Annotated in this window: 26 protein-coding genes; 16 read left to right on the top strand and 10 right to left on the bottom strand. The window is 31.1% G+C overall.

The features are described from left to right. Window positions 1-14 precede the first annotated feature (14 nt). From FHG05_RS12400 to FHG05_RS12350, 11 genes are all read left to right on the top strand, one after another. The gene (locus FHG05_RS12400; RefSeq protein ID WP_140998344.1) at window positions 15-356 is read left to right on the top strand and encodes a hypothetical protein; all 342 of its coding nucleotides are present in this window, start codon (window positions 15-17) and stop codon (window positions 354-356) included. Between the two features lie 41 nt (window positions 357-397). Then, on the top strand, window positions 398-1,519 hold the full coding sequence (locus FHG05_RS12395) for an ankyrin repeat domain-containing protein (RefSeq protein ID WP_140998343.1): 1,122 nt from the start codon (window positions 398-400) through the stop codon (window positions 1,517-1,519). A gap of 367 nt (window positions 1,520-1,886) precedes the next feature. Further along, window positions 1,887-2,729, top strand: a complete 843-nt coding sequence (locus FHG05_RS12390; protein ID WP_140998342.1) for a hypothetical protein — start codon at window positions 1,887-1,889, stop codon at window positions 2,727-2,729. A gap of 12 nt (window positions 2,730-2,741) precedes the next feature. Continuing rightward, window positions 2,742-3,185, top strand: coding sequence for a DUF1801 domain-containing protein (locus FHG05_RS12385; RefSeq protein WP_232338091.1), 444 nt, complete (start codon window positions 2,742-2,744; stop codon window positions 3,183-3,185). Window positions 3,186-3,263: 78 nt separating this feature from the next. Beyond that, window positions 3,264-3,896: a LysE family translocator gene (locus FHG05_RS12380; protein ID WP_140998341.1), complete on the top strand. Its 633-nt coding sequence runs from the start codon at window positions 3,264-3,266 to the stop codon at window positions 3,894-3,896. A 146-nt stretch (window positions 3,897-4,042) separates the two neighbouring features. Further along, entirely contained in the window at window positions 4,043-4,921 is an 879-nt protein-coding gene (locus FHG05_RS12375; RefSeq protein WP_232338090.1) for a mechanosensitive ion channel family protein, read from the top strand. A gap of 8 nt (window positions 4,922-4,929) precedes the next feature. After that, window positions 4,930-5,292: a hypothetical protein gene (locus tag FHG05_RS12370; protein ID WP_140998340.1), complete on the top strand. Its 363-nt coding sequence runs from the start codon at window positions 4,930-4,932 to the stop codon at window positions 5,290-5,292. Window positions 5,293-5,314: 22 nt separating this feature from the next. Continuing rightward, window positions 5,315-5,788, top strand: coding sequence for a hypothetical protein (locus FHG05_RS12365; RefSeq protein WP_140998339.1), 474 nt, complete (start codon window positions 5,315-5,317; stop codon window positions 5,786-5,788). 11 nt (window positions 5,789-5,799) lie between these two features. Next, window positions 5,800-6,765, top strand: coding sequence for a hypothetical protein (locus FHG05_RS12360; protein WP_140998338.1), 966 nt, complete (start codon window positions 5,800-5,802; stop codon window positions 6,763-6,765). 105 nt (window positions 6,766-6,870) lie between these two features. Continuing rightward, window positions 6,871-7,080, top strand: coding sequence for a hypothetical protein (locus FHG05_RS12355; RefSeq protein ID WP_140998337.1), 210 nt, complete (start codon window positions 6,871-6,873; stop codon window positions 7,078-7,080). 21 nt (window positions 7,081-7,101) lie between these two features. Beyond that, window positions 7,102-8,178 (top strand): ligand-binding sensor domain-containing protein, encoded by a 1,077-nt coding sequence (locus FHG05_RS12350; protein ID WP_140998336.1) that lies wholly within the window; start codon window positions 7,102-7,104, stop codon window positions 8,176-8,178. 174 nt (window positions 8,179-8,352) lie between these two features. On the opposite strand, the gene FHG05_RS12345 is transcribed toward FHG05_RS12350, so the two are convergent. Beyond that, window positions 8,353-8,736 carry a pyrophosphohydrolase domain-containing protein gene (locus FHG05_RS12345; protein ID WP_140998335.1) on the bottom strand — a complete coding sequence of 128 codons (384 nt, stop codon included), beginning with the start codon at window positions 8,734-8,736 and terminating at the stop codon, window positions 8,353-8,355. A 75-nt stretch (window positions 8,737-8,811) separates the two neighbouring features. Here FHG05_RS12345 and FHG05_RS12340 point away from each other — a divergent pair, with 75 nt between their 5' ends. Next, a complete protein-coding gene (locus FHG05_RS12340) occupies window positions 8,812-9,000 on the top strand; it encodes a hypothetical protein (RefSeq protein WP_140998334.1) in 189 nt (62 codons plus the stop codon). 37 nt (window positions 9,001-9,037) lie between these two features. Then, window positions 9,038-10,123: an SRPBCC family protein gene (locus FHG05_RS12335; RefSeq protein WP_140998333.1), complete on the top strand. Its 1,086-nt coding sequence runs from the start codon at window positions 9,038-9,040 to the stop codon at window positions 10,121-10,123. Here the strand turns inward: FHG05_RS12335 and FHG05_RS12330 are convergent. Next, window positions 10,120-10,632 (bottom strand): NUDIX hydrolase, encoded by a 513-nt coding sequence (locus FHG05_RS12330; RefSeq protein ID WP_140998332.1) that lies wholly within the window; start codon window positions 10,630-10,632, stop codon window positions 10,120-10,122. The two genes, FHG05_RS12335 and FHG05_RS12330, sit on opposite strands and share 4 nt — an antisense overlap. 109 nt (window positions 10,633-10,741) lie before the next feature. On the opposite strand from FHG05_RS12330, the gene FHG05_RS12325 reads away from it, so the two are divergent. Continuing rightward, window positions 10,742-11,974 (top strand): glycosyltransferase, encoded by a 1,233-nt coding sequence (locus tag FHG05_RS12325; protein WP_140998331.1) that lies wholly within the window; start codon window positions 10,742-10,744, stop codon window positions 11,972-11,974. Window positions 11,975-12,042: 68 nt separating this feature from the next. Here the strand turns inward: FHG05_RS12325 and miaE are convergent, their stop codons facing one another. Next, complete coding sequence (miaE, locus tag FHG05_RS12320; RefSeq protein WP_140998330.1) at window positions 12,043-12,624, bottom strand: tRNA-(ms[2]io[6]A)-hydroxylase; 582 nt, start codon at window positions 12,622-12,624, stop codon at window positions 12,043-12,045. 179 nt (window positions 12,625-12,803) lie between these two features. Here miaE and FHG05_RS12315 point away from each other — a divergent pair, with 179 nt between their 5' ends. After that, window positions 12,804-13,040 carry a hypothetical protein gene (locus FHG05_RS12315; RefSeq protein ID WP_140998329.1) on the top strand — a complete coding sequence of 79 codons (237 nt, stop codon included), beginning with the start codon at window positions 12,804-12,806 and terminating at the stop codon, window positions 13,038-13,040. A 68-nt stretch (window positions 13,041-13,108) separates the two neighbouring features. On the opposite strand, the gene FHG05_RS12310 is transcribed toward FHG05_RS12315, so the two are convergent. The 7 genes from FHG05_RS12310 to FHG05_RS12280 all read right to left on the bottom strand — a co-directional run bounded on the left by FHG05_RS12310 (window position 13,109) and on the right by FHG05_RS12280 (window position 19,286). After that, window positions 13,109-14,152, bottom strand: a complete 1,044-nt coding sequence (locus FHG05_RS12310; RefSeq protein WP_140998328.1) for an o-succinylbenzoate synthase — start codon at window positions 14,150-14,152, stop codon at window positions 13,109-13,111. Window positions 14,153-14,269: 117 nt separating this feature from the next. Then, window positions 14,270-14,947, bottom strand: a complete 678-nt coding sequence (locus FHG05_RS12305) for a metal-dependent hydrolase (protein WP_140998327.1) — start codon at window positions 14,945-14,947, stop codon at window positions 14,270-14,272. Window positions 14,948-14,974: 27 nt separating this feature from the next. Continuing rightward, window positions 14,975-15,865, bottom strand: coding sequence for a 1,4-dihydroxy-2-naphthoate octaprenyltransferase (menA, locus tag FHG05_RS12300; protein ID WP_140998326.1), 891 nt, complete (start codon window positions 15,863-15,865; stop codon window positions 14,975-14,977). A gap of 14 nt (window positions 15,866-15,879) precedes the next feature. Continuing rightward, entirely contained in the window at window positions 15,880-16,263 is a 384-nt protein-coding gene (locus FHG05_RS12295) for a hypothetical protein (RefSeq protein WP_140998325.1), read from the bottom strand. A gap of 13 nt (window positions 16,264-16,276) precedes the next feature. Beyond that, window positions 16,277-17,782 carry a PH domain-containing protein gene (locus FHG05_RS12290; protein WP_140998324.1) on the bottom strand — a complete coding sequence of 502 codons (1,506 nt, stop codon included), beginning with the start codon at window positions 17,780-17,782 and terminating at the stop codon, window positions 16,277-16,279. Beyond that, window positions 17,763-18,386: a PH domain-containing protein gene (locus FHG05_RS12285; RefSeq protein WP_140998323.1), complete on the bottom strand. Its 624-nt coding sequence runs from the start codon at window positions 18,384-18,386 to the stop codon at window positions 17,763-17,765. Before FHG05_RS12285 ends, FHG05_RS12290 begins: the two co-directional genes overlap by 20 nt. 60 nt (window positions 18,387-18,446) lie before the next feature. Then, complete coding sequence (locus tag FHG05_RS12280; protein ID WP_140998322.1) at window positions 18,447-19,286, bottom strand: 1,4-dihydroxy-2-naphthoyl-CoA synthase; 840 nt, start codon at window positions 19,284-19,286, stop codon at window positions 18,447-18,449. Window positions 19,287-19,419: 133 nt separating this feature from the next. Between FHG05_RS12280 and FHG05_RS12275 the strand changes: the two genes are divergently transcribed. Then, a complete protein-coding gene (locus tag FHG05_RS12275; protein ID WP_140998321.1) occupies window positions 19,420-20,538 on the top strand; it encodes a C1 family peptidase in 1,119 nt (372 codons plus the stop codon). Window position 20,539 lies beyond the last annotated feature (1 nt).

The following is a 20,539-nucleotide window of genomic DNA, read 5'->3' as shown; positions in this document are numbered from 1 at the left end:
TAAAAAATATTGAAATGACTGATACAGAAATTGAGTACCGATTTTGGTTTTTGAGTAATAAATTGATTGCTATTATTACTATGCTTTCTGCGTTAGTTGAAAGTAAGCTTACCTTAGAAGAAATAGAGTATCTAAAGCAAGAAATTAGAGGAACAAATGATGAAAAAGGCCTATGGACAACTTATCAATTAAATGGAAAATTAAAAAATATAAGCCTGTCACTTGCTTATGATGGTGAAGAAGGAAATGATATGATTCATATTAGAATAATAACTTCAGCCGATTTAAAACCAAAACTCGAAGCACTTGATTTATTTCAAGCTTTATTTAAAAACCTAGAAGTGAGTGATTTTTAAAATAGAATGGAGTAAATACGAATTATTAAAAATTAGAACATATGTCATTTTTTAAAAAATTTTTTAGCAATAATAAAAAACAACAAACCGACACTTCTGAAAATGATTTACCTTGGATTGCTGCTTCTGAAAATCCATGGAATGTTAAATTGCTAGATTTAAGACCCATAAGTCAAACCATGATTTCTACTTCTCAAAATCAACAAATGGCAAAAAACGCGGTGTCTTATGGTACAGAAAATGGAAGAAATTTTTGGGATATAAAACCTGAAAGTGATAGAACTATTGCATCCAATCTAACTTTTACAATTGATGGCTACCTAGCTCCAGGAGTATTATTTACACCTAATACTATGGAGCATAAATGGGCCATTTATTATGATGGTGAATATTTGATATTTGTACGTAGTTGGCTCAGAGAAGTATTCGTAATTGCTAAAACTTCACAAGCAAAGAACCAGTTGATTATTGAAAATATTACAGGAGAATTTACTGAGGATGAAACCAGTGCATTTACCAATTCCTTTTTAAATTTTCTTCTTATAAGTCACTCTATAGGAGAAGTTGTTCCTGCTCCTTTACCAAAAACATTAATTAATAATACTAAGAATGCTGGATACTGGGCGTTTTCTAGTTACGGAAATATGGCTAACTTGGGCATATTCGATGATAATTTTATAGCTCAAACTAACAGTGCACTACGTACGCATTCTTTGTTACATATTGCAGTAGCTCAATCCAATTTAGAAGAAATTGAAAATCAAGTCAATAATGGAATTCATATTAATTCTTTAGCTGGAGACGGATTAGCTACGTTACATTGGGCTATTGCATCAGAACGTATAGAAGTCATACAAAAATTATTAGAATTGGGAGCTGATCCAAATGTTAGATCCATACAAGGTGCAACACCTATTATGAATGCAGTACAATCTAATAAAATAAAACATACAATGACATTATTAGATGCAAATGCTGAAGTAAATGCAAAAGATAATAGAGGGTTTACAGCGCTACATAGAGCAGCCGAAATGGGACATGAAGAAATAGTAGTCCTATTGTTAGAACATGGAGCTGATAAAAGCATACAAGCTGAAGGTTATACTGCTCTATCTTTAGCTGAATCAAGAGAAAATAAAGCAATCGTGAAACTTTTAAAATAGATAAAACTCATATGTTAAAATGAAAAATAGAACTGTATTTGTTATACTAATTTTGATCCTTCATTTAATAGCATGTACCGATTTCAAAGAAAAAAGAAGTACTTATTAGAACTTTTCAAATGATACCTCCAAAAGAAGTTCTAGAAACTGGAATAGATTGGGATTCTTTTTAGTTTTTTAAGGTTGCTTATTCATTTCTGACTATTAAAAATAGTTTATATTTGAAAATCTATACACTTGATAAAGTTTATTAAGATTAATAAAAAATTAAAAAAACTAACGCATAAGTTAACTATAAAATAGATCAATTAACAACTTTTTATTTTTAGTAAAGAATCAATATTAAAAAATAAAGAACCTACTTCCCATGAAAAAACTATTCTACACTTCCTTTTTACTACTAACTAGTATATACTCTTTTTCACAAAGTAAGATTGATAAACTTAGAGACGCAACGCTCATGGAAGGTAAAAAACTCTATGAATCTGAAATGGCATCATGGTATGGTACTGATATTTTTATGGAGAATTATCCTACAAGAGAATCTATGGGTGGTTATTTTTCTTATTCAGATAAGGAAGTAACCAAATGTATTTTCTTTTCAAAAGATGAAAAACCGAAAGTCATAGGAACCATTACCTTTGATAAGACATTTGCTGTTAAAAATGCAAATCTTGATTTAGTAGAAAGAGGTTTTACATCTTTGGAACAGGATTTATATACCCTTCGAAAAAATGCTTTAGTTGCCATTAATTCAGATACCATTTTTAAATATTATCCAGACACCAATTTTAATTTAGTGCCACTTATTAGTAATGGAGAAAAAAAAGTATATGTTTTAACAGGATCAACAAAGAATGGTGTGGTTATTTTTGGAAATGATTATTTATTAATTTTTGATAAAAAAGGTACTTTTAAAAAAACAACAAAGCTTCATGCAGGTATGATTCGTCTTGAGTATGAAAATTTTAATGGTGATGCAAATAGTAAAACAACAGCAGCTATGCATACCCATTTACCTGAATATTTAGAAATAATGACCGCCACAGATATTTGTACCACGATGTTGTATGAAAAATTTACGGATTGGGAGTCTAATATTGTCATTTCAAAAAAATATGTTTCCCTATGGGATTGTAAATCGGATCAATTTGTGGTAATGACTATGGAAGCTTGGGAAAAAATGCTCTCAAATCAATCAGAAGAATAAAACAAACAATTATTGGATGCTTCAAAAATGACAGTTACCAATCAAATCAAAGAATATTTAGCTTCTTTACCGGAAACCAAACGGGATGATATGGTAATTTTGCACGAAAACATACTACACGTTTTTCCAAAAGACAGTTCATTATGGTTTTTAGATGGAAAAGATGCAACAGGGAAAATCGTTACGAATCCTAATATTGGTTACGGACATTTAACGATACACTATGCGAATGGTACAACCAAAGATTTTTACCAAGCTGGAATTAGTGCAAACTCTACTGGAATTTCCGTTTACATTATGGGACTTGAAGACAAAAAATATTTAGCTGAAACTTACAAAAACACTCTAGGTAAAGCCACTATAACGGGTTATTGTATTAAATTTAAAAAACTTCAAGATATAAATTTGGAGGTACTTAAAACAGCCATTCAAGATGGTATTAAGCAAACTTCTTAAAAGAGTAAGCTTTACCAAAATTATGGTGTTTTATAAAAGAATAGTAGGAATTAAATAGTCAAACCTAAACTCACAAACATGATCCCTTTTAGCGACTTACTTTTATTCGGATTTGCTGCCTTACTAATGGTACTTACACCTGGCCCAAACATGATTTACTTACTTTCCAGATCCTTATCTCAAGGCAGAAATGCTGGCATTATTTCGCTTATGGGAGTAATTTGTGGTTTTTTATTTCATATTTTTATGGTATCTTTTGGATTAACGGCTATCTTTTTTGCTATTCCTTATGTTTTTACAATAATTAAGATTCTTGGTGTAGTTTATCTACTCTATTTAGCTTATCAATCTGTAAAATCGGGTAGTAAAATGTTTGAACCTAACTCAAAATTGAAATCAGACAAACCCCTACAATTATTTCAAATGGGACTTATGACCAATGTTTTGAATCCTAAAATGGCGGTCTTTTACCTTTCTTTTTTTCCTCAATTTATAAAACCTGAATACGGTTCCATCTTAAGTCAGAGTTTTCAATTAGGAATCGTTCAGATCATAATAAGTTTCAGTATCAATTTTTTGATTGTCATTTCTGCTGCAAAAATGGCAAATTGGTTTGCTAAAAAACCAATTTGGTTACGCCTTCAAAAATGGTTTATGGCTTCGGTCTTAACGGGACTTGCAGTTAAAATGGCGCTTACTAAGGCAAAATAAAAATAAATCGTGTCTTAAAATCCTTTAATTCGATACATTTAGTAAACTAAACCATCCTTTTTGATATTACTTCTCTTTACTTTGTAAGAAAGACTAAAACGATTATCTTTGAAAGTAAAGATGAATACAAGTAATCGTTTATTAAATTGAACATACAACTATTGGTACCAGCACTTATGATACAATCCCTCTTTTCGGATTTTAAAACCCTAGTAATTATTGGAATTATTGTGGGTTTAACCACTTGTTTTGCCTTATTATTTAAGTTTATATCGCGAAGAAAAATCAATCGGCTGATTGCAACCAAGCATATCGATCCTACGAGTTATCTTTTTGCGACCAAATTAATCACTGCTATTATTTTTATTATTGGAATTTCCTTTGCTTTGGTACAAATACCTGAAATGAAAATTTTAGGCCATTCGATATTAGCAGGAGCAGGAATTTTATCCCTTATTGCGGGTTTGGCATCCCAACAAGCCTTAAGTAATATTATGAGCGGTTTTTTAATTGTTTTGTTCAAACCTTTTAAGTTGAACGATCGAATTACCTTTAATGATACCTATACGGGTATTGTGGAAGAAATTAATTTAAGACAAGTGGTTCTCAGAGATATTGAAAACAATAGAATTGTGGTTCCCAATTCGGTTATTAGTTCCAATGTGATTGTGAATTCCAACTTAAATGATTCGAAGGTTTGTAAAATCATTGAAATTGGAATTGGTTACACGGCCGATATCGGCAAAGCCTTACAAATAATGGAAGAAGAAGTTTTGAAACACCCTTTACACATTGACATTCGTACACCAGAAGAAAAAGAAAACAATGTACCGGAAGTCGTTTCTAGAGTAACCGCTTTAGAAAATTCGGCTGTAAAGTTGAGTGTTTGGGCTTATTCCGATCATATGCTTAATGGTTTTACCATGTATTGTGATTTGTTGCGTTCCATAAAAGAACGTTTTGATCATGAAAACATTGAAATTCCTTATAAGTATCAGAATGTAATTATTAAAAAAACGGAGTAAAATTTTATATGGAAGAAAAATTTTGTTGGCGTTGCAATACGAAAGTCAAAATGCTTTCTGATGCCGAATTCAGTTTGTGTCAAGCAGCTTTATTTGGTGGAAAAAAAGTTGTTGAAGAAGAATTAATTAAAAGAAATTATACAAATTATATATGGCTAGAACATTTGGAGACATTTGAAAAATTTAGATACTTTGTTGAAATGTATCGTTTACTAACAGGTGTATATGAACCCAATCCAAATGCCATTTTTCACCATGTAAGTAGTCAGCATGGTATGGATTGTCCAAACTGTACTAAACCCTTTAGAACACCTCAAGCAAAATATTGCGCCAGTTGTGGTTATGGTAATGAACAACTCACCAAAATCTAACTTCTTTAAACGATACAATTTAATGCACAAACCTTTTCCTATCCTATCCATTATTCTCATAATCTTAATTGTATTATTATTCATTGGATTTCCAATTGAGTTCAAAGAGTATACTTCTGAAAGAATAGCAAGAGGTTGTGTTTCGCTTTCCATTGTTTTACTCTTTTGTTTCCTTTTTATTCGCTTAAAAAAATTAAAACCTGGAAAAATAAACGCAATCTTATTAAGTGTTACTATACTACTTCTTATTCCTTATTTACTCCTTGTTATTTATAATATCTCATTTGCACTTTCCAAAAATGGTGCAATAAATCGTTGGAAAGATTTAACTATTTATGAAGATAAGAATGGTCATAGCATTGCTTATCAAATGAGAGAAACCAGTGGTTCCATTTACGATTATCGATTTAGAAAAATATTTTATGAAAATAATTCTATAAGAATTTCTATAAATTGCAACTTCAACACACCAATTGGCTGGACTAATAAAGATTAAATTTATTTATCATGATTAAAAATATTCTCTTATACATTCTCCTTATCCCCTTTCTTTTGCAATCTTGTAAAGAAAATAAAAGGAATTCTTCTATACCCAAATCAATTATAACAGATTCGATAAAAACAGAAAGAAAAATCTCAACAAATACAACCAGTTCAATTAATTCTGATAATCAAAATAACACACCCATTTCAAATACTTTAAATGAAAACAAACATTACATAGGTTTTGTAAAGCAATTTAATTTTTCAAATGAAAATGAAAATGAAATTTATATTGAACTCTATTTTCATAAAGACAGCATTGATTATAACGAATATACAAAAATTGAAAAATTAGCTGACTCTTTAATTTATCAAGATGATGATACGAACAGGTTAGTGTTCTCAGCTCGTCATTCTAATAATAACTTCGATCTTAGTGGACTTTCAAAACTTAAAATATATGACAACGAACATCATTTTATTTCTGATGCAACATTCTTACATGTAGAATATTTAAATAAAAACATTTCGCCTTGTTTTATTGCGGTGTATCAAACAGAAAAGAAAATAGAATCAGAGGATTATTATTGCATTAGTAATTATAATGAAATTTTACAAAAATCTAAATTTACCGTCTTTAAGGATACAACTTTTACACAAAAAATTCTAAATGAACTTAATACTAGTTTAGATGCATTCTATAATCAACAAAATGTACATATTCAATTGGAAAATAACACAACAATTTCAGTAGTTAATTCAAATGATTATGCTTATATTGTGTTATCCGAAAACAAGGCTTTTAAAATCCTTTATAAAAATGAATATCCAGAAAACATAATTAGTTTAAAAATTTTACCTGTAACTAAAAACAATTACCCTTATATTTTGGCAGGTTTTGTTGAACCAGAAACAGATGTCATGTGGGATGCACTATTGTTTTTTGACGGTGAAAAATATATTTCTTCCAGACATCAACGAATGGAATAAGTAACACATATTTAACAGCATATAAGATGATCGTTTAAAAACTATATTTACGGAATTTATATTTTTATTCAGAATGTTTTGTTCTATTGCTATACATCAGAGAAAATGAAAAAAAGAAAAATAATTGCAATTCATTTTTTAATATTTCTTGTTTTAACAGTTACCTTATTCTTTGGATCTGAAAACTTATTAAAGAAAGTTGCTCCAGAGTTTAACAATGTTATGTTTTGGATTGATTTAATTCTTTTTGGAACCATCGCAATCTTTATTTTAACTGTGATTTCGTCTATACTATTTATAAAATATAAAAAGTAAAATCGCATTAATTCAATTTATATGACCAAAAATATTCTCTTATACACTTTCCTTCTTACCTTTCTTTTGCAATCATGTACAGGACAGCATAAAAAGGAGTCGGTAAATAAAACCACTGCAACAGATTCCATAAAAAAAGAACAACTAGTTACGCCAAATAATACGGCTCCTTTTTCTTTTGTAAGCAACGGTCCTATTAGTCAAGTGGTACGCACCATTTTTCAAGATAGCAAAGGGATACTTTGGTTTGGTGGTGAAGGCGGTGCTTTTAAATTCGACAATAACCTGTTACTGTCTATGGCTGGCATTCAAAGTGAAACTGGAAAAGGAGTTACGGTTAAAGCGTTTTCTGAAGCAAAAGACGGTACGATTTGGATAGCACATACGGACGGCATTAGTAGTATTAAAGGAGAAACGGTTCATAATTATTACAAATCGGATGGTTTGATAAGTACTGATACTTGGTGTATTGCGGTTGATGCGCAAGATAAAATATGGATTGGAACGATTGATGGCCTTTGTATTTTTGATGGTACAACATTTACTACGTTAGAATTGCCTGAAGGTGTGAAAGATACTTCTGTTGGTATTTCCAGTACCAAAATGATTCATGCTATTTTAGAAGATCATAACGGAAAAATATGGATTGCTTCCAATGCAGGTCTTTTTTCTTATACCGATAATCAATTGGTAAACGAATCGAAACAATTCGGTATTACAACGCCTTTTGTAACTAAGCTTTTTGAAGATAGTAAAGGTAATTTATGGATTTCTACCAAAGAAGGTTTGTATGTTGCAAAAGAGGGTGTTGCCCAAAATCTAACTCGTGTAAAAATTGAAATTGGCAAAGGAATAGGAAGTGTTGCTGAAGCTAAAGACGGAACGATTTGGATTGTTGCCAACCAACATTTTTTATATACCTATGATGGTAAAGAACTGAAAGAATTTGAGCAAAAAGAAGAAGAAGGTATTAAAAGACCTGTTCCTTTTGAAATTTACAAAGATCAAAAAGAAAGATTATGGTTGGTAGGATTTGGTGGTGCTTCCCGATTGGAAAATGGAACTTTTATTCCAGTGACGAAGAATGGTCCTTGGTAAAAATAGCAACTTTAAAACAAATCGTCAATTGAGCCCCGATAGTAGTGGCATCCTTTTTTATTTTTCTTTTACATGGATAATAAATTAGTTGCAAAAGAAAAATAAAAAAGATACAACGGATAGCGGGTAGAGTTTTCTTATAAATGCAAAATAAGTGCTCCTAAATAAACCTAATTATTTCAAAATAGGTTCGAAATTTGGTTTAAAGTAATTAGGTCCTTTCATTACTTTACCATCTTCTCTATAAATGGGTTTACCATCTTCACCTAGTTTACTCATATTACTTCTTTGAATTTCGTCAAAGACTTCTTCGATTTTATGTTGCAAACCATGTTCCAAAATGGTACCACAAAGTATGTATAACATATCGCCTAGTGCATCGGCAATTTCAACTATATCATTATTTTGAACCGCTTCTAAATATTCTTCATTTTCTTCTTTCATTAATTCGAAGCGCAATTGGTTTTTTTTCTCGCCTAGATCAGCTTTCAATTCGTTACTAACACCTAAACCATAAGTAGTGTGAAATAAAGCCACAGCGTCTAATTGTTTTTTCATTTTTATTCCATTTTATTTTGGTAAATGTATTTAATTGCTTTTTTCATTTCTTACTTTTGTAAAAAATTTATAATTATGTTTTCAACAGGTCAATGGTATTTTGCTTTATTTTTTGTAATTGTCTTCATTGCAACCATGATTTATGTGTATCGTAAAGATGTAAAAGAATTAAAATCACACTACAGAGGTATTTACTGGATATTATTTGGCTTTTTGCTGTTTATAGGTTTATTATTTTTTATAAAATTCTATTTGAAAGATTAATTTTATATATTTGGAAAACCACAAATCTTCCCTAACAATGAGAATAGCAAAATATATTTTTCTACTTTTATTACTACTATCTATTGCCTTTATTGTCTTTATCGCTACCCAACCCAATCAATTTAATTACCATAGCGAAAAAACCATTGCAAGTCCGAGAAACACGGTTTACCAATACATCAACGATTATAAAAATTGGCCGAGTTGGCATCCCGATTTAACTTCTAAATCAAAAGTTAGTATTTCTGAAATTAGTTTTGGAGAAGGTGCCAGTTTATCTTGGAATACTTCTAAAATTACTACCACAAGAGTTTTTCCTTTAGATTCTATTTTTCAGTCTAGAGCAGAAAATGACAAAAAATACGACTTATATTGGAAATTTGAAGAAGTAAATGGAGCTACCAAAGTTACTTGGGGCATTAAAGGAGATTTATCTTTTAAAGAAAAGTTTTTTAGTTTTTTAAAAGGTGGGAATGAATTTATCTACACTTCAAAAATAGAACAAGGTTTAGAAGATATTAATGACTTTTTAGTAAACGAACTAAGCAGTTATAACATTTTATTGAACGGTGTTATTCAAGTTCAAGCCAGTTATTATATTCAACACAAAGATTCTTCTAGTTTAGCTGAATTTTCCATTAAAACGAATGATGCTTTGAACAAAGTACAACAATTTGTAAAACAAAATGACATTGTAAAGAATGGAGAGCCGTTTATCCAATTTAACTCTTGGAATTTAGAAAGCGAACCTTTGTATTTTGCTGCTTGTATTCCTATAGAAGATGAAATTTTAACCACGCCTTTAAGTGATATTACCGGACATTTTCAAGAAGAATACCAAGCTTTAAAAATTACACTACAAGGCAGTTATTACCATAGAAAAGAAGCTTGGAAAAAAGCCCTCGACTTTATTGCGGAAAACGAAGTGTATCAATTGGATAAAAACTATTCTATTACAGAAATACATAAAAAAGGTCGTGCTGTTACCAGTCAACCTTCTGAATTTATTACTGAAATTTTAATTCCTGTTATAAGTACAGTTGGAACTACAAAACCAGCAGTAACCCAACCTGTTGCCCAACCAAAACCTGTTGTGACACAGAAAAAAGATTCGGTTAATTAATAAATGTAATAGCTTTCAATCACCTTTCGAATAGAAGTAAAAGCAATTTTTTCTAAGTCAATTTGTTTTCTATTGATCCAAATTAAATCTTGGATTTCATCTTTAGCAGTGACAGAAACCGTTTTGGAGACTAAGGGACATTCGTAAAAGATATCCATCGTACGATACGGTACATTCTTATACAAATAATCGTTGGGTGACGTGGTAATGTATTTTAAATCGTTTGGTGCTACTGTGATTCCCAATTCTTCTTTAATTTCTCTACAAGCCGCTTCTTCCGCTGTTTCTTTAGGGTCGATAAAACCTCCTGGTAAATCGAGTTTGCCTTTATCTGGATCTACATTTCGAATCGTAAACAAAACCGAGTCTTCAAATGTAAAAATAACAGCAACTGCAGCAGCAATATTATGATAATAAACAAAATCACAAGCGTGACATTGAAATCTAAAGTTGTTTTCAAAAGTAAAATGCGTGGATTTGCAATTCGGACAATAAGTAAAAAATGACATGGAAATAAATTATAGTTCCAAAATTACGAATTATCAATTACGAATTACGAATCACAAAAAAATATTCATTTCCTTCTAAATTCTAGGTTCTAAATTTTAAATTTGCCTTATGCAAAAACACCTTGTCATTATAGGAACCGTTTGGCCTGAACCGAATTCAACGGCTGCAGGAAGCCGAATGCTACAACTCATTGCTTTGTTTCAAAAAGACAATTATAGCATCAGTTTTTTATCTTCTGCAAAAAAATCAGAGTTTAGTTCCCCATTAGAATCGCAAGATATTGATTGTTATTCGATTGAATTGAATGAGGATAGCTTTGATACCTTAATCCAAACCTTACAACCTTCTATTATACTTTTTGATCGCTTTATGATGGAAGAACAATACGGTTGGCGAGTAGCCGAACAGTGTCCTGATGCTTTGCGAATTTTAGATACGGAAGATGTACATTTTTTAAGAAAAGCCAGAGAAACAGCATACAAACAAAATCGGGAATTGGTTTTTGAAGATTACCTCTCAGATGTTTTTAAAAGAGAATTTGCAGCGATGCATCGTTGCGATTTGAATTTGATTATTTCCGAATACGAAATGGAATTACTTACTGAAACCTTTCAAGTTAACACTTCTATTTTACAGTACTTGCCTTTTTTGGTGGAACCCATTTCAGAAAACTTTACAAATGAAATACCTCCATTTTCACAAAGAAGTCATTTTATAAGTATAGGCAACTTTTTACACGAGCCGAATTGGCAAACAGTGCTCCAACTCAAAAAATGCTGGAAATCGATTAAAAAAGCCCTTCCTGAAGCTGAATTACATGTTTACGGTTCGTACGCAACCCAAAAAGCCCAACAATTGCATAACGAAAAAGAAGGATTTTTAATAAAAGGACGAGCTTTAGATGTTGCTACAGTTTTTAATTCGAGTAAAGTTTTATTGGCTCCAATTCCTTATGGTGCGGGTTTGAAAGGCAAATTATTAGAAAGTATGCAATTCGGTTTACCCAATCTTACAACTGAAATAGGCGCTGAAGGAATGCATGGAAATTTAAATTGGAACGGATTTATTACCCAAACCGAAGAAGAGTTTGTACAGAAAGCCATTGCTTTATATCAAAATGAGGTCATTTGGAAACAAGCACAACTCAACGGAATTGCAATTATTAACCAAAGATTCACAAAAACTTTATTTGAAACCGATTGTATAACCAAAGTCAATCACTTGAATCAACATCTGAAACAACATCGCCTTCAAAATTTTTTAGGACAAGTATTCCAACATCAAACTTTGCAAAGCACCAAGTACATGAGCAAGTGGATTGCGTTGAAGAATGGGAATTAGAGATTAGTTGTCGGTTGTTGGTGCAAGCTAAGTTAAAAAACTGTAAACTGAGAACCGTTAGCTATAAACTACCCATGTATCGCTTCACCTGTTCCATAACTAGCAATTACTTTCGCTTCGTGTTCCAACCATTCTTCCCAACGTTTTTTTACATCGTAGCCTTTTTCTGCTAGATCATGTGCAAATTGTAAAAATGCAGTATAATGATTGGCTTCAGAAATCATTAATTCCCTGTAAAAAGTTGCTAGTTCTTGATCTTTGATATTTTCAGACAATACTTTAAATCGTTCACAACTTCTAGCTTCAATCATGGCTGCAAAAAGCATCCGTTCCACTATGATATGTTTCCGATTACCTGGTTTCATGAATTTGAATAAATCGTTCACATAACTGTCTTTTCTTTCGCGACCTAAAACCCAACCTCTTGCCTTTATAATTTCGTGAACCTGTTCAAAATGATCCAATTCTTCTTTTGCAATTTTGGTCAGTTCAGTTGTAATTTCAGTAAATTCTGGCAACATGGTAATCAACATAATTGCATTAGAAGCTGCTTTTTGTTCGCACCACGCATGATCCGTTAGAATTTCCTCTAAATTTCCTTCAGCTATATTAGCCCATCTTGGGTCGGTTGGTAATTTTAATCGAAACATGGTTTTGTATTTGGAGTACAAAAATACATTATTCTAATTAATCTTTTAAATCATATAAGTTTTCTTAACATCAACAATACGAGTAAAATGGGAATTATATAACAATCAAAAAAAATGAAGTAAGGGCTAAGAACCAAAACCAAGGTATCTTGCACCTATAATTTTAAAAACAAATAGTAATGAAAAAAGTAACAGTAATTATAGCTTCCTTAGTTATTTTAGCAAGTGTAAGTTGTAAAGAGCAAAACGAAGAGCCACAAGTGGTGGAAAAGACGGAAACCGTTGTAATCGAAAAAGAGAAACAACCGGAAGAAAATGATGGAACTTCATTAAGTATCAGTAATGATGGTGTTGAGTTCTCAACTAAAGATGGAGAGAAAAAAACAGAAGTTGACATTGACACAGAAAACAAATAAATAAAATAGTATAAACTATTACAATGCGAAATAATTAAAAAGAGCCCGTAACTAGTTACGGGCTCTTTTTATAATAGTATTCCATTGAGTTGCCAATTCTTATCAACATTATAGCGAATACAACCTTGAGTAATCTCTAAAGGACAATCAAAGTTATTAGTATACAAACCCCCAGTTCCTAATCCTTGTGGTAAAGGGTTTTGTAAAGTATAGGTAAATTGTGTAATCGCATTTAAACCAATATTACTTTCTAATGCAGAAGTAATCCACCATTTTATATTCATTTCTTCTGCTATTGCAATCCATTCTAAAGTACCTTTGAATCCACCGATTAAACTAGGCTTTAAAATAATATATTGGGGTTGGATTTTTTTTAGTAAATTCGTTTTAGCAGCTATTCCAAATACGCCAATTAACTCTTCATCTAGAGCAATGTCTAAAGGAGTTGTTTTACATAACTCTGACATACTGTCAGTATTGTTTTTTGCAATCGGTTGTTCAATGCTATGTAATTCGTATTCAGCTAATTGATTTAACTTACTTAAAGCATCATTTAAACTAAAAGCACCATTAGCATCCACTCTAATTTCAACCGTTTTATCATCAAAATGGTTTCGAATAAAGGCTAATAAACCCAATTCTTTTTGAAAATCAATAGCCCCAATTTTTAATTTTATACAGCGAAAACCCTGAGTTAGTTTTTCTTCAATTTGAGCTTTCATAAAAGCTTCTTCCCCCATCCAAACTAGGCCGTTAATTTCCATTTTTTTTAACCCTAACGTAAATTCAGAAGGAAATAATTCAAACGGTGTTTTGGAAGCTAGAGACAAAAAAGCCATTTCTACACCAAATTGAATGGAAGGGAATTCTAGTAAAGCATCCCATAATTGGTCTTTACCTAAATGGATGTTTTCACAAACCCATTGGAGTTTTTGTTCATAGTCGGGTCGATCATCTACTGAAAGCGTTCTGAGAATACCACACTCACCGATGCCTATTCTATCGTTTTCCTTCAAAATAAGAAACCAAGTCTCTTTTTCTGTTAAAACACCTCGAGACGTACTGCTGGGTCTCTTAAAAGTAAGTATATGCTTTTTATAGATTGCTTTCATATTGAATTACACTATCAAACTCAATGTTTATAATAAATTTAATCTTGACGTTGACGTTGATATTGACGTTGATATTGATATTGACATTGATATTGACATTGATATTGACATTGTTTTTTAAAGTTCAATAGACTCTCCTATTTCTAACAGCATCAAATCTTTATTTTTATCGAAAAACTTGCGCTTTGCATCATCATGATTGATTTCAATATACCCAAAAGTATCAAAATGATATCCTAAAATTTTATCACATTGTACAAAATCGGAAGCAATAATAGCATCTTCAACATCCATCGTGAAGTTACTTCCTATAGGAAGAATGGCTAAATCCAACTGTGTACGCATCGGGATTAATTTCATATCCATTGTTAAAGCAGTATCACCTGCAATGTAAATATTCTTTCTTTCGCCTTCTATTACAAATCCCCCTGGTTGTCCGCCATAAGTTCCATCTGGAAAAGAAGATGTATGCAAAGCATTTACGTACTTAACGGTGCCAAATTCAAAATCCCAACTACCTCCATGATTCATGGGATGATACGAAAAGCCTTTATTCCCATAGTAAGAGGCAATTTCAAAATTAGAAACAATAACTGCATCGGTACGTTTCGCAATAGCTTCAACATCCAAAACATGATCTTGATGCGCATGTGTTAGTAAAATAAAATCAGCTTTCAGCGTATCAATATTAATATGTGAAGCTTTAGGATTACCTGTAATAAAAGGATCTACGAGAATAGAAACCTCACCGACTTCTATTCCTAGGCAAGCATGCCCGTAAAATGTTATTTTCATGTTATTTTAGATTGAGTTGTTTACAAACTATTTTAAAAAAACTAAAGTTAACCAAAATAATACACTTAATGCAAATGTACTTAAAGCTACTTTTTTTAATTCGGGATCGAAGTCTTCATAAGATTTTGCTTTATTTACTTTATTAATATGCATAATAATTGAAATATTAACCAATAGAATCGGAATTAAAGAAGTTTTCGTTAGTAAATTAAAAATCATAAAACTGATGGAAGCAATTACCAATAAAGCATTATGATATTTTTTGGCGTTAGCCAATCCCATTTTAACCACCAAGGTAATTTTTCCCGCTTTTCTATCGTTTTCAATATCCCGCATATTGTTTAAATTCAATACGGCTACACTTAACAAACCAATAGAAGTTGCTGGCAAAAACAATTTCCAATCTATCATTTTGGTAAACAAAAAATTAGATCCAAGAACAGAAACAAAACCAAAAAAGATAAAAACAAATAGATCTCCTAACCCATTATATCCATAAGCATTACTTCCTACTGTATATTTTATAGCTGCTACAATTGCACTAATTCCTAAAAGAATAAAAATCATACTTAAAGCAAAATTCTCTTTTCCAAAAGCAACATAAATTAAAGATACAGCTAAAAATAATGTCAATATAGCCAAACTTATAACTCCTCTCTTCATTTGCTTGGCTGAAATAACACCAGCAGCTACCATACGCTTTTCTCCTATCCTATTTACATCTGTCCCTTTTACACCATCTCCATAATCATTGGCATAGTTGGATAAAATTTGTAATCCTAATGTTGTAAAGAATGCAAGTGTCAGAATTGTGTAATTAGCAAAACCTTGATAATAAGCATACGCACTACCAACAATAATTCCGGATAACGATAAAGGTAATGTTCTTAATCTAGCTGCCTGAATCCAATGTTTCATGTTTAAATTAGTTTTTAAAAAGCTGTTAATAATACTATTCCAAATAAAACAGAAAACAAAGCACATACTTTTAAATGATTAGGCTGTAAACTTGCTGCTGCTTTTTTAGAAAATTGATTGTGTTTTTGAATGGGTAAAGCCATCAATACTAAAGCGGATGCCATTAAAAAATAGCCGATAATTTTAAAAGAAAACGAATACTTACTAATTTCAGAAGCCCAAACAAAGGCAATTCCTATGAGGAATCGTATGCCTAGTTCTCCATAATTAATGAGATAAGTACTTCCTGCTTTTGCAATTATTTCTTTTGTTTTATAAGGCTTAAAAAACATTAAATACGCTGCGTAAATTAAAAACAAAGCGAAAATAAAAATGCTATATTTTGCTATTAGTATCATATTATAGTTTGAATTACATCCAGTTTCGTTTTGAAGTTTCTACTTGATACAACCAAACATTCACTTCTTTTTTTATGGCGGTATAATTTGTTGTAGAAAAAGAAATTCTTCCACCAGCAGTATATAAAACTACAGAACCAATATCGGTCCATTTTTGCCAAAAAAATTGATGTGTCTTTACGGCTTGAATTTTATAGGGTTCAATAATTTCGCGATCAATATCCCAAGCACCGCTTTGTTTCATAATAAAGTCATCACTTACAAATAATCGATAATTTTTATAAGAAAAAAGCAAAATAACTCCCATAAAAAAAACATACAAAAGGAGGATAACAATCATTGTGCTTAGAGAAAATCGTTGCACTATTCCATTGATTACAAAGCCTAATACAACAGGTAATAAGACAAAAAAGAATATTCCAACAATTAATTTTCTGATATTGGGATACAAAACCTTATCAAAAGAAGGTATTTTATCTAATAACAAAGCAATAATTTTTTCTTTTTCATTTAAATTACAACCTGGAATTTTAGTTTTATCTTTAGCACTAGCTCTTTTCATTTCACTAGAAGCTTGAAAAATCTCAATCGTATTGACATTTAATTTCTTTTGAAAAAAGTTTTGCGTCCATTTTACAATTTGCACTTTTTCAGGGCTTATTATGGTATTTTTGACATTTAGCAAACCATAATTTAGTACAAATGATTTTCCATCCTTTCGAATATTGAAATTAAAATATTTTACTAAAGTAAGTACTAAATTTATAACTAACACAGCTGTTATGATGAAAAACAAAAAGCCAAAAAACAAACTTGAGATGGGTAGTTTTTCCAATTGGCTCATATTGTTTTCTATTACATCTTCTCTACCTATTTGTTTTAAATTTTCAGAAATAGTTGAAAAAACTAAAATAAGATACGCAAAACTAGCGAGATAATTGGCTGTTATACCAATTTTTAACAAACTTGCAATTGAAATTGAAATAAGTGATTTAGGTGAACCAACTTCTTGGTATTGATTCTCTTCTACAAAAGTTTTCTTAGGATCATTTTGAACTAAACTACTTTTTAATTCCAAAGCCATTTCCTCAGAAATTGCTTTTATTGAAGCTTCTTTTTTATCACTACCTGCAGTATCTAACTCTAATTTATAAACCTTAAAAATTCTTTGGATTAAACTTTGATCGATAGTGACTTTTTGTATTTTATGGAAAGGAATAGTAGTTTTTGTCTTATTAAAAATTCCACTTTCGATAACAAATTCGTTTTGGGAATAATCAATATAAAATTGAAAAAACCAATAGCGCAAAAAAGCAATAAGGACAATACAAAAAACAATTCCAAAAATTCCTGAATAGATTTCTAACAAACTGGTTGTTGTCTTATTTCGAAACAAATAAACCAAAATAATTGGCCATAAAGCTCGAACTGATTTTTGTAGTGTATTTACAAACAAGACTACAACTCCTATTAAAGATTGCCGTTGAGGCTTAGAAAAATCAAAATTCCTTTGTTTCATTATCCTCTTTATTATCACCTTCTAATTGTAATGCTTCATTTGTTAAAGAATCGTAAGTTGGAGCTTCTTCTTTGAATTCTTCAGTTATTTCAATAATTTTTTCTGAAACACTTTCTTTTATTTTTTTAGCATCTTCCAATAACAAACCATTAATTTTTAAATCACTAGAACTTCCTCCTGCGGTAAATAATTCTATAGAGGCCAATCCGAAATACCTAGAGAGCAATCCTTGATGCAAAGCTACATGTTGCACTCTATTATTGGTTACTATAACTGTAGTTTCGCTTACAACACCCGATTTAAAAATTACATCATGTTCGCGTAATGCAAAACCTTTTTTGGTAAAACTTATTCTTAAATAGAGAATCCCAAATAAAACTAAAAAACTCCAAATCCCTAAAAAATACATCAATTTATCCTCTAAAAATGAGTCTTTAGAATTCATAAAATAAATAACCAACAACACTCCTAATAACATCATGTAAAATAAACTTCTTTGCAATACCATTACAAAAAAGTACTTTTTTTCTAAAGGTTGCAATTGGGTTTCTTCAAATTTAGGTAAAGCGGAAATATTTAGTGTTTTATTTGTAAAATCTTCCATAGTAATTTAAAGTAACATTCCTTTCTAAAATTCTCAAAAGTGTTTTAAAATAGTCCCTTTTTATGGCAAATATTTCTTTTCAAAATTTGGTTTACGTTTTTCTAAGAAAGCATCTCTACCTTCTTTTGCTTCATCAGTCATATAGGCTAAACGAGTCGCTTCACCGGCAAATACTTGTTGGCCCACCATACCATCATCCGTTAAATTCATGGCAAATTTTAGCATTTTTATAGATGTTGGTGATTTTGCTAATATTTCTTGTGCCCATTCATAGGCCGTATCTTCTAATTCAGCATGTGGAACAACTGCATTTACCATTCCCATTTCAAAAGCCTCTTGTGCTGAATAATTTCTTCCTAAAAAGAAAATTTCTCTTGCTTTCTTTTGACCTACCATTTTAGCTAAATAAGCAGAGCCATAACCGCCATCAAAACTGGTTACATCAGCATCCGTTTGTTTAAAAATAGCGTGTTCTTTACTGGCTAAAGTTAAATCGCAGACTACATGCAAGGAATGACCTCCACCTACAGCCCAACCAGGAACCACACAAATAACAGCCTTTGGCATAAAGCGAATCATTCGTTGTACTTCTAAAATATTCAAACGATGATATCCATCTTCACCAACATACCCTTGATGACCGCGTGCTTTTTGATCTCCACCACTACAAAAGGACCAAATACCATCTTTAGAACTAGGACCTTCAGCAGAAAGTAAAACCACCCCAATAGAAGTATCTTCTTGTGCATCATAAAAGGCTTGAATTAGTTCTTTCGTTGTTTTGGGGCGAAAAGCATTACGTACATCAGGTCTATTGAAGGCGATACGAGCTACTCCATCACATTTTTTATACGTAATATCTTCAAATTCTAAAGCTGTTTTCCAGTTTATAGTACTCATTTCTAATAATTTATTGTATTTGTTATTTTATAAAAACCAAGTAGAAGTTTATTTTTCCTTTCAATTTTATCTAATTTCAGGTAAAAATAATTCATTTTTTGCATTATATTGCACTAACAAAACAAATACTATCATGAAAAAATTATACTTAGGAATCCTTTTAAGTATAGGGGCCTTAACCGTTCACGCTCAAAACCATGAATTTCAAGAGGTTATCAGTATTGATTGCTTGCCTGTAATCTCTCAAGATAAAACAGGAACTTGTTGGAGTTTTTCTACCTCTTCATTTTTGGAATCTGAGATTATTCGTTTAACTGGAAAGAAAATTGACTTATCTGAAATGTATCAGGTACGAACTACCTATCCTAAAAAAGCGGAAAACTTTATAATGAGACAAGGTAAAGCTCAATTTAGTGAAGGAGGCTTAAGCCATGATGTCATAAAAAGTGTTGCCTCAAATGGATTAGTACCCGTAGCTGTATATAGTGGTTTATCTGAAGAAGAAAAAATACACAATCATGCAGAATTAGTAGCTGTATTGGAAGGAATGGTAAACACTTATGTATCTAATCCCGGAAAACAGCTTTCGAATCACTGGAAAAGTGCTATTGATGCAGTTTTAGATGTTTATTTAGGTGAAATTCCAAACTCTTTTACTTATGAAGGACAAACATATACGCCTAAGAGTTTTATGGAAATGACTAAAATAGAACCTTCCAATTATGTTACTTTAACTTCATTTACACACCAACCTTATTACACATCCTTTATTTTAAATATTCCCGACAATTTTTCTAATGGTAGCATGTATAATTTACCTTTAGACGAATGGATTGCAGCTATAAATTATGCTTTAGAAAAAGGATATACTTTAGCCTTAGATTGTGATGTTTCAGAAAGCACATTTTCTGCAAAAAATGGAATTGCCTTTGTACCTGAAAAAACAGAAGATAAAGAAAAAGGACTTAAAGAACTCGTTACTGAAAAGAAAATAACCCCTCAATTTCGCCAAGAAGAATTTGAAAACTACAATACTACCGATGATCATTTAATGCATATTGTTGGAATTATGAAAGATCAAAATGGTACTTTGTATTATAAAGTTAAAAATTCTTGGGGAACTGATGAAAAGAAAGTTAAAAATGGAGGTTTTGTTTATATGAGTCAAGCGTACCTAAAATTAAAAGCCATTTCAGTATTACTTCATAAGGATGGAATTGATAAAAAGACTAAAAAGAATTTAGGTTTATAAA

The organism is Flavobacterium profundi, from assembly GCF_006491645.1.
GTDB classification, from domain to species: Bacteria; Bacteroidota; Bacteroidia; order Flavobacteriales; family Flavobacteriaceae; genus Flavobacterium; species Flavobacterium profundi.
Note: the sequence above shows the minus strand (reverse complement) of the source record. Positions and strands in the feature narration are given on the sequence as shown.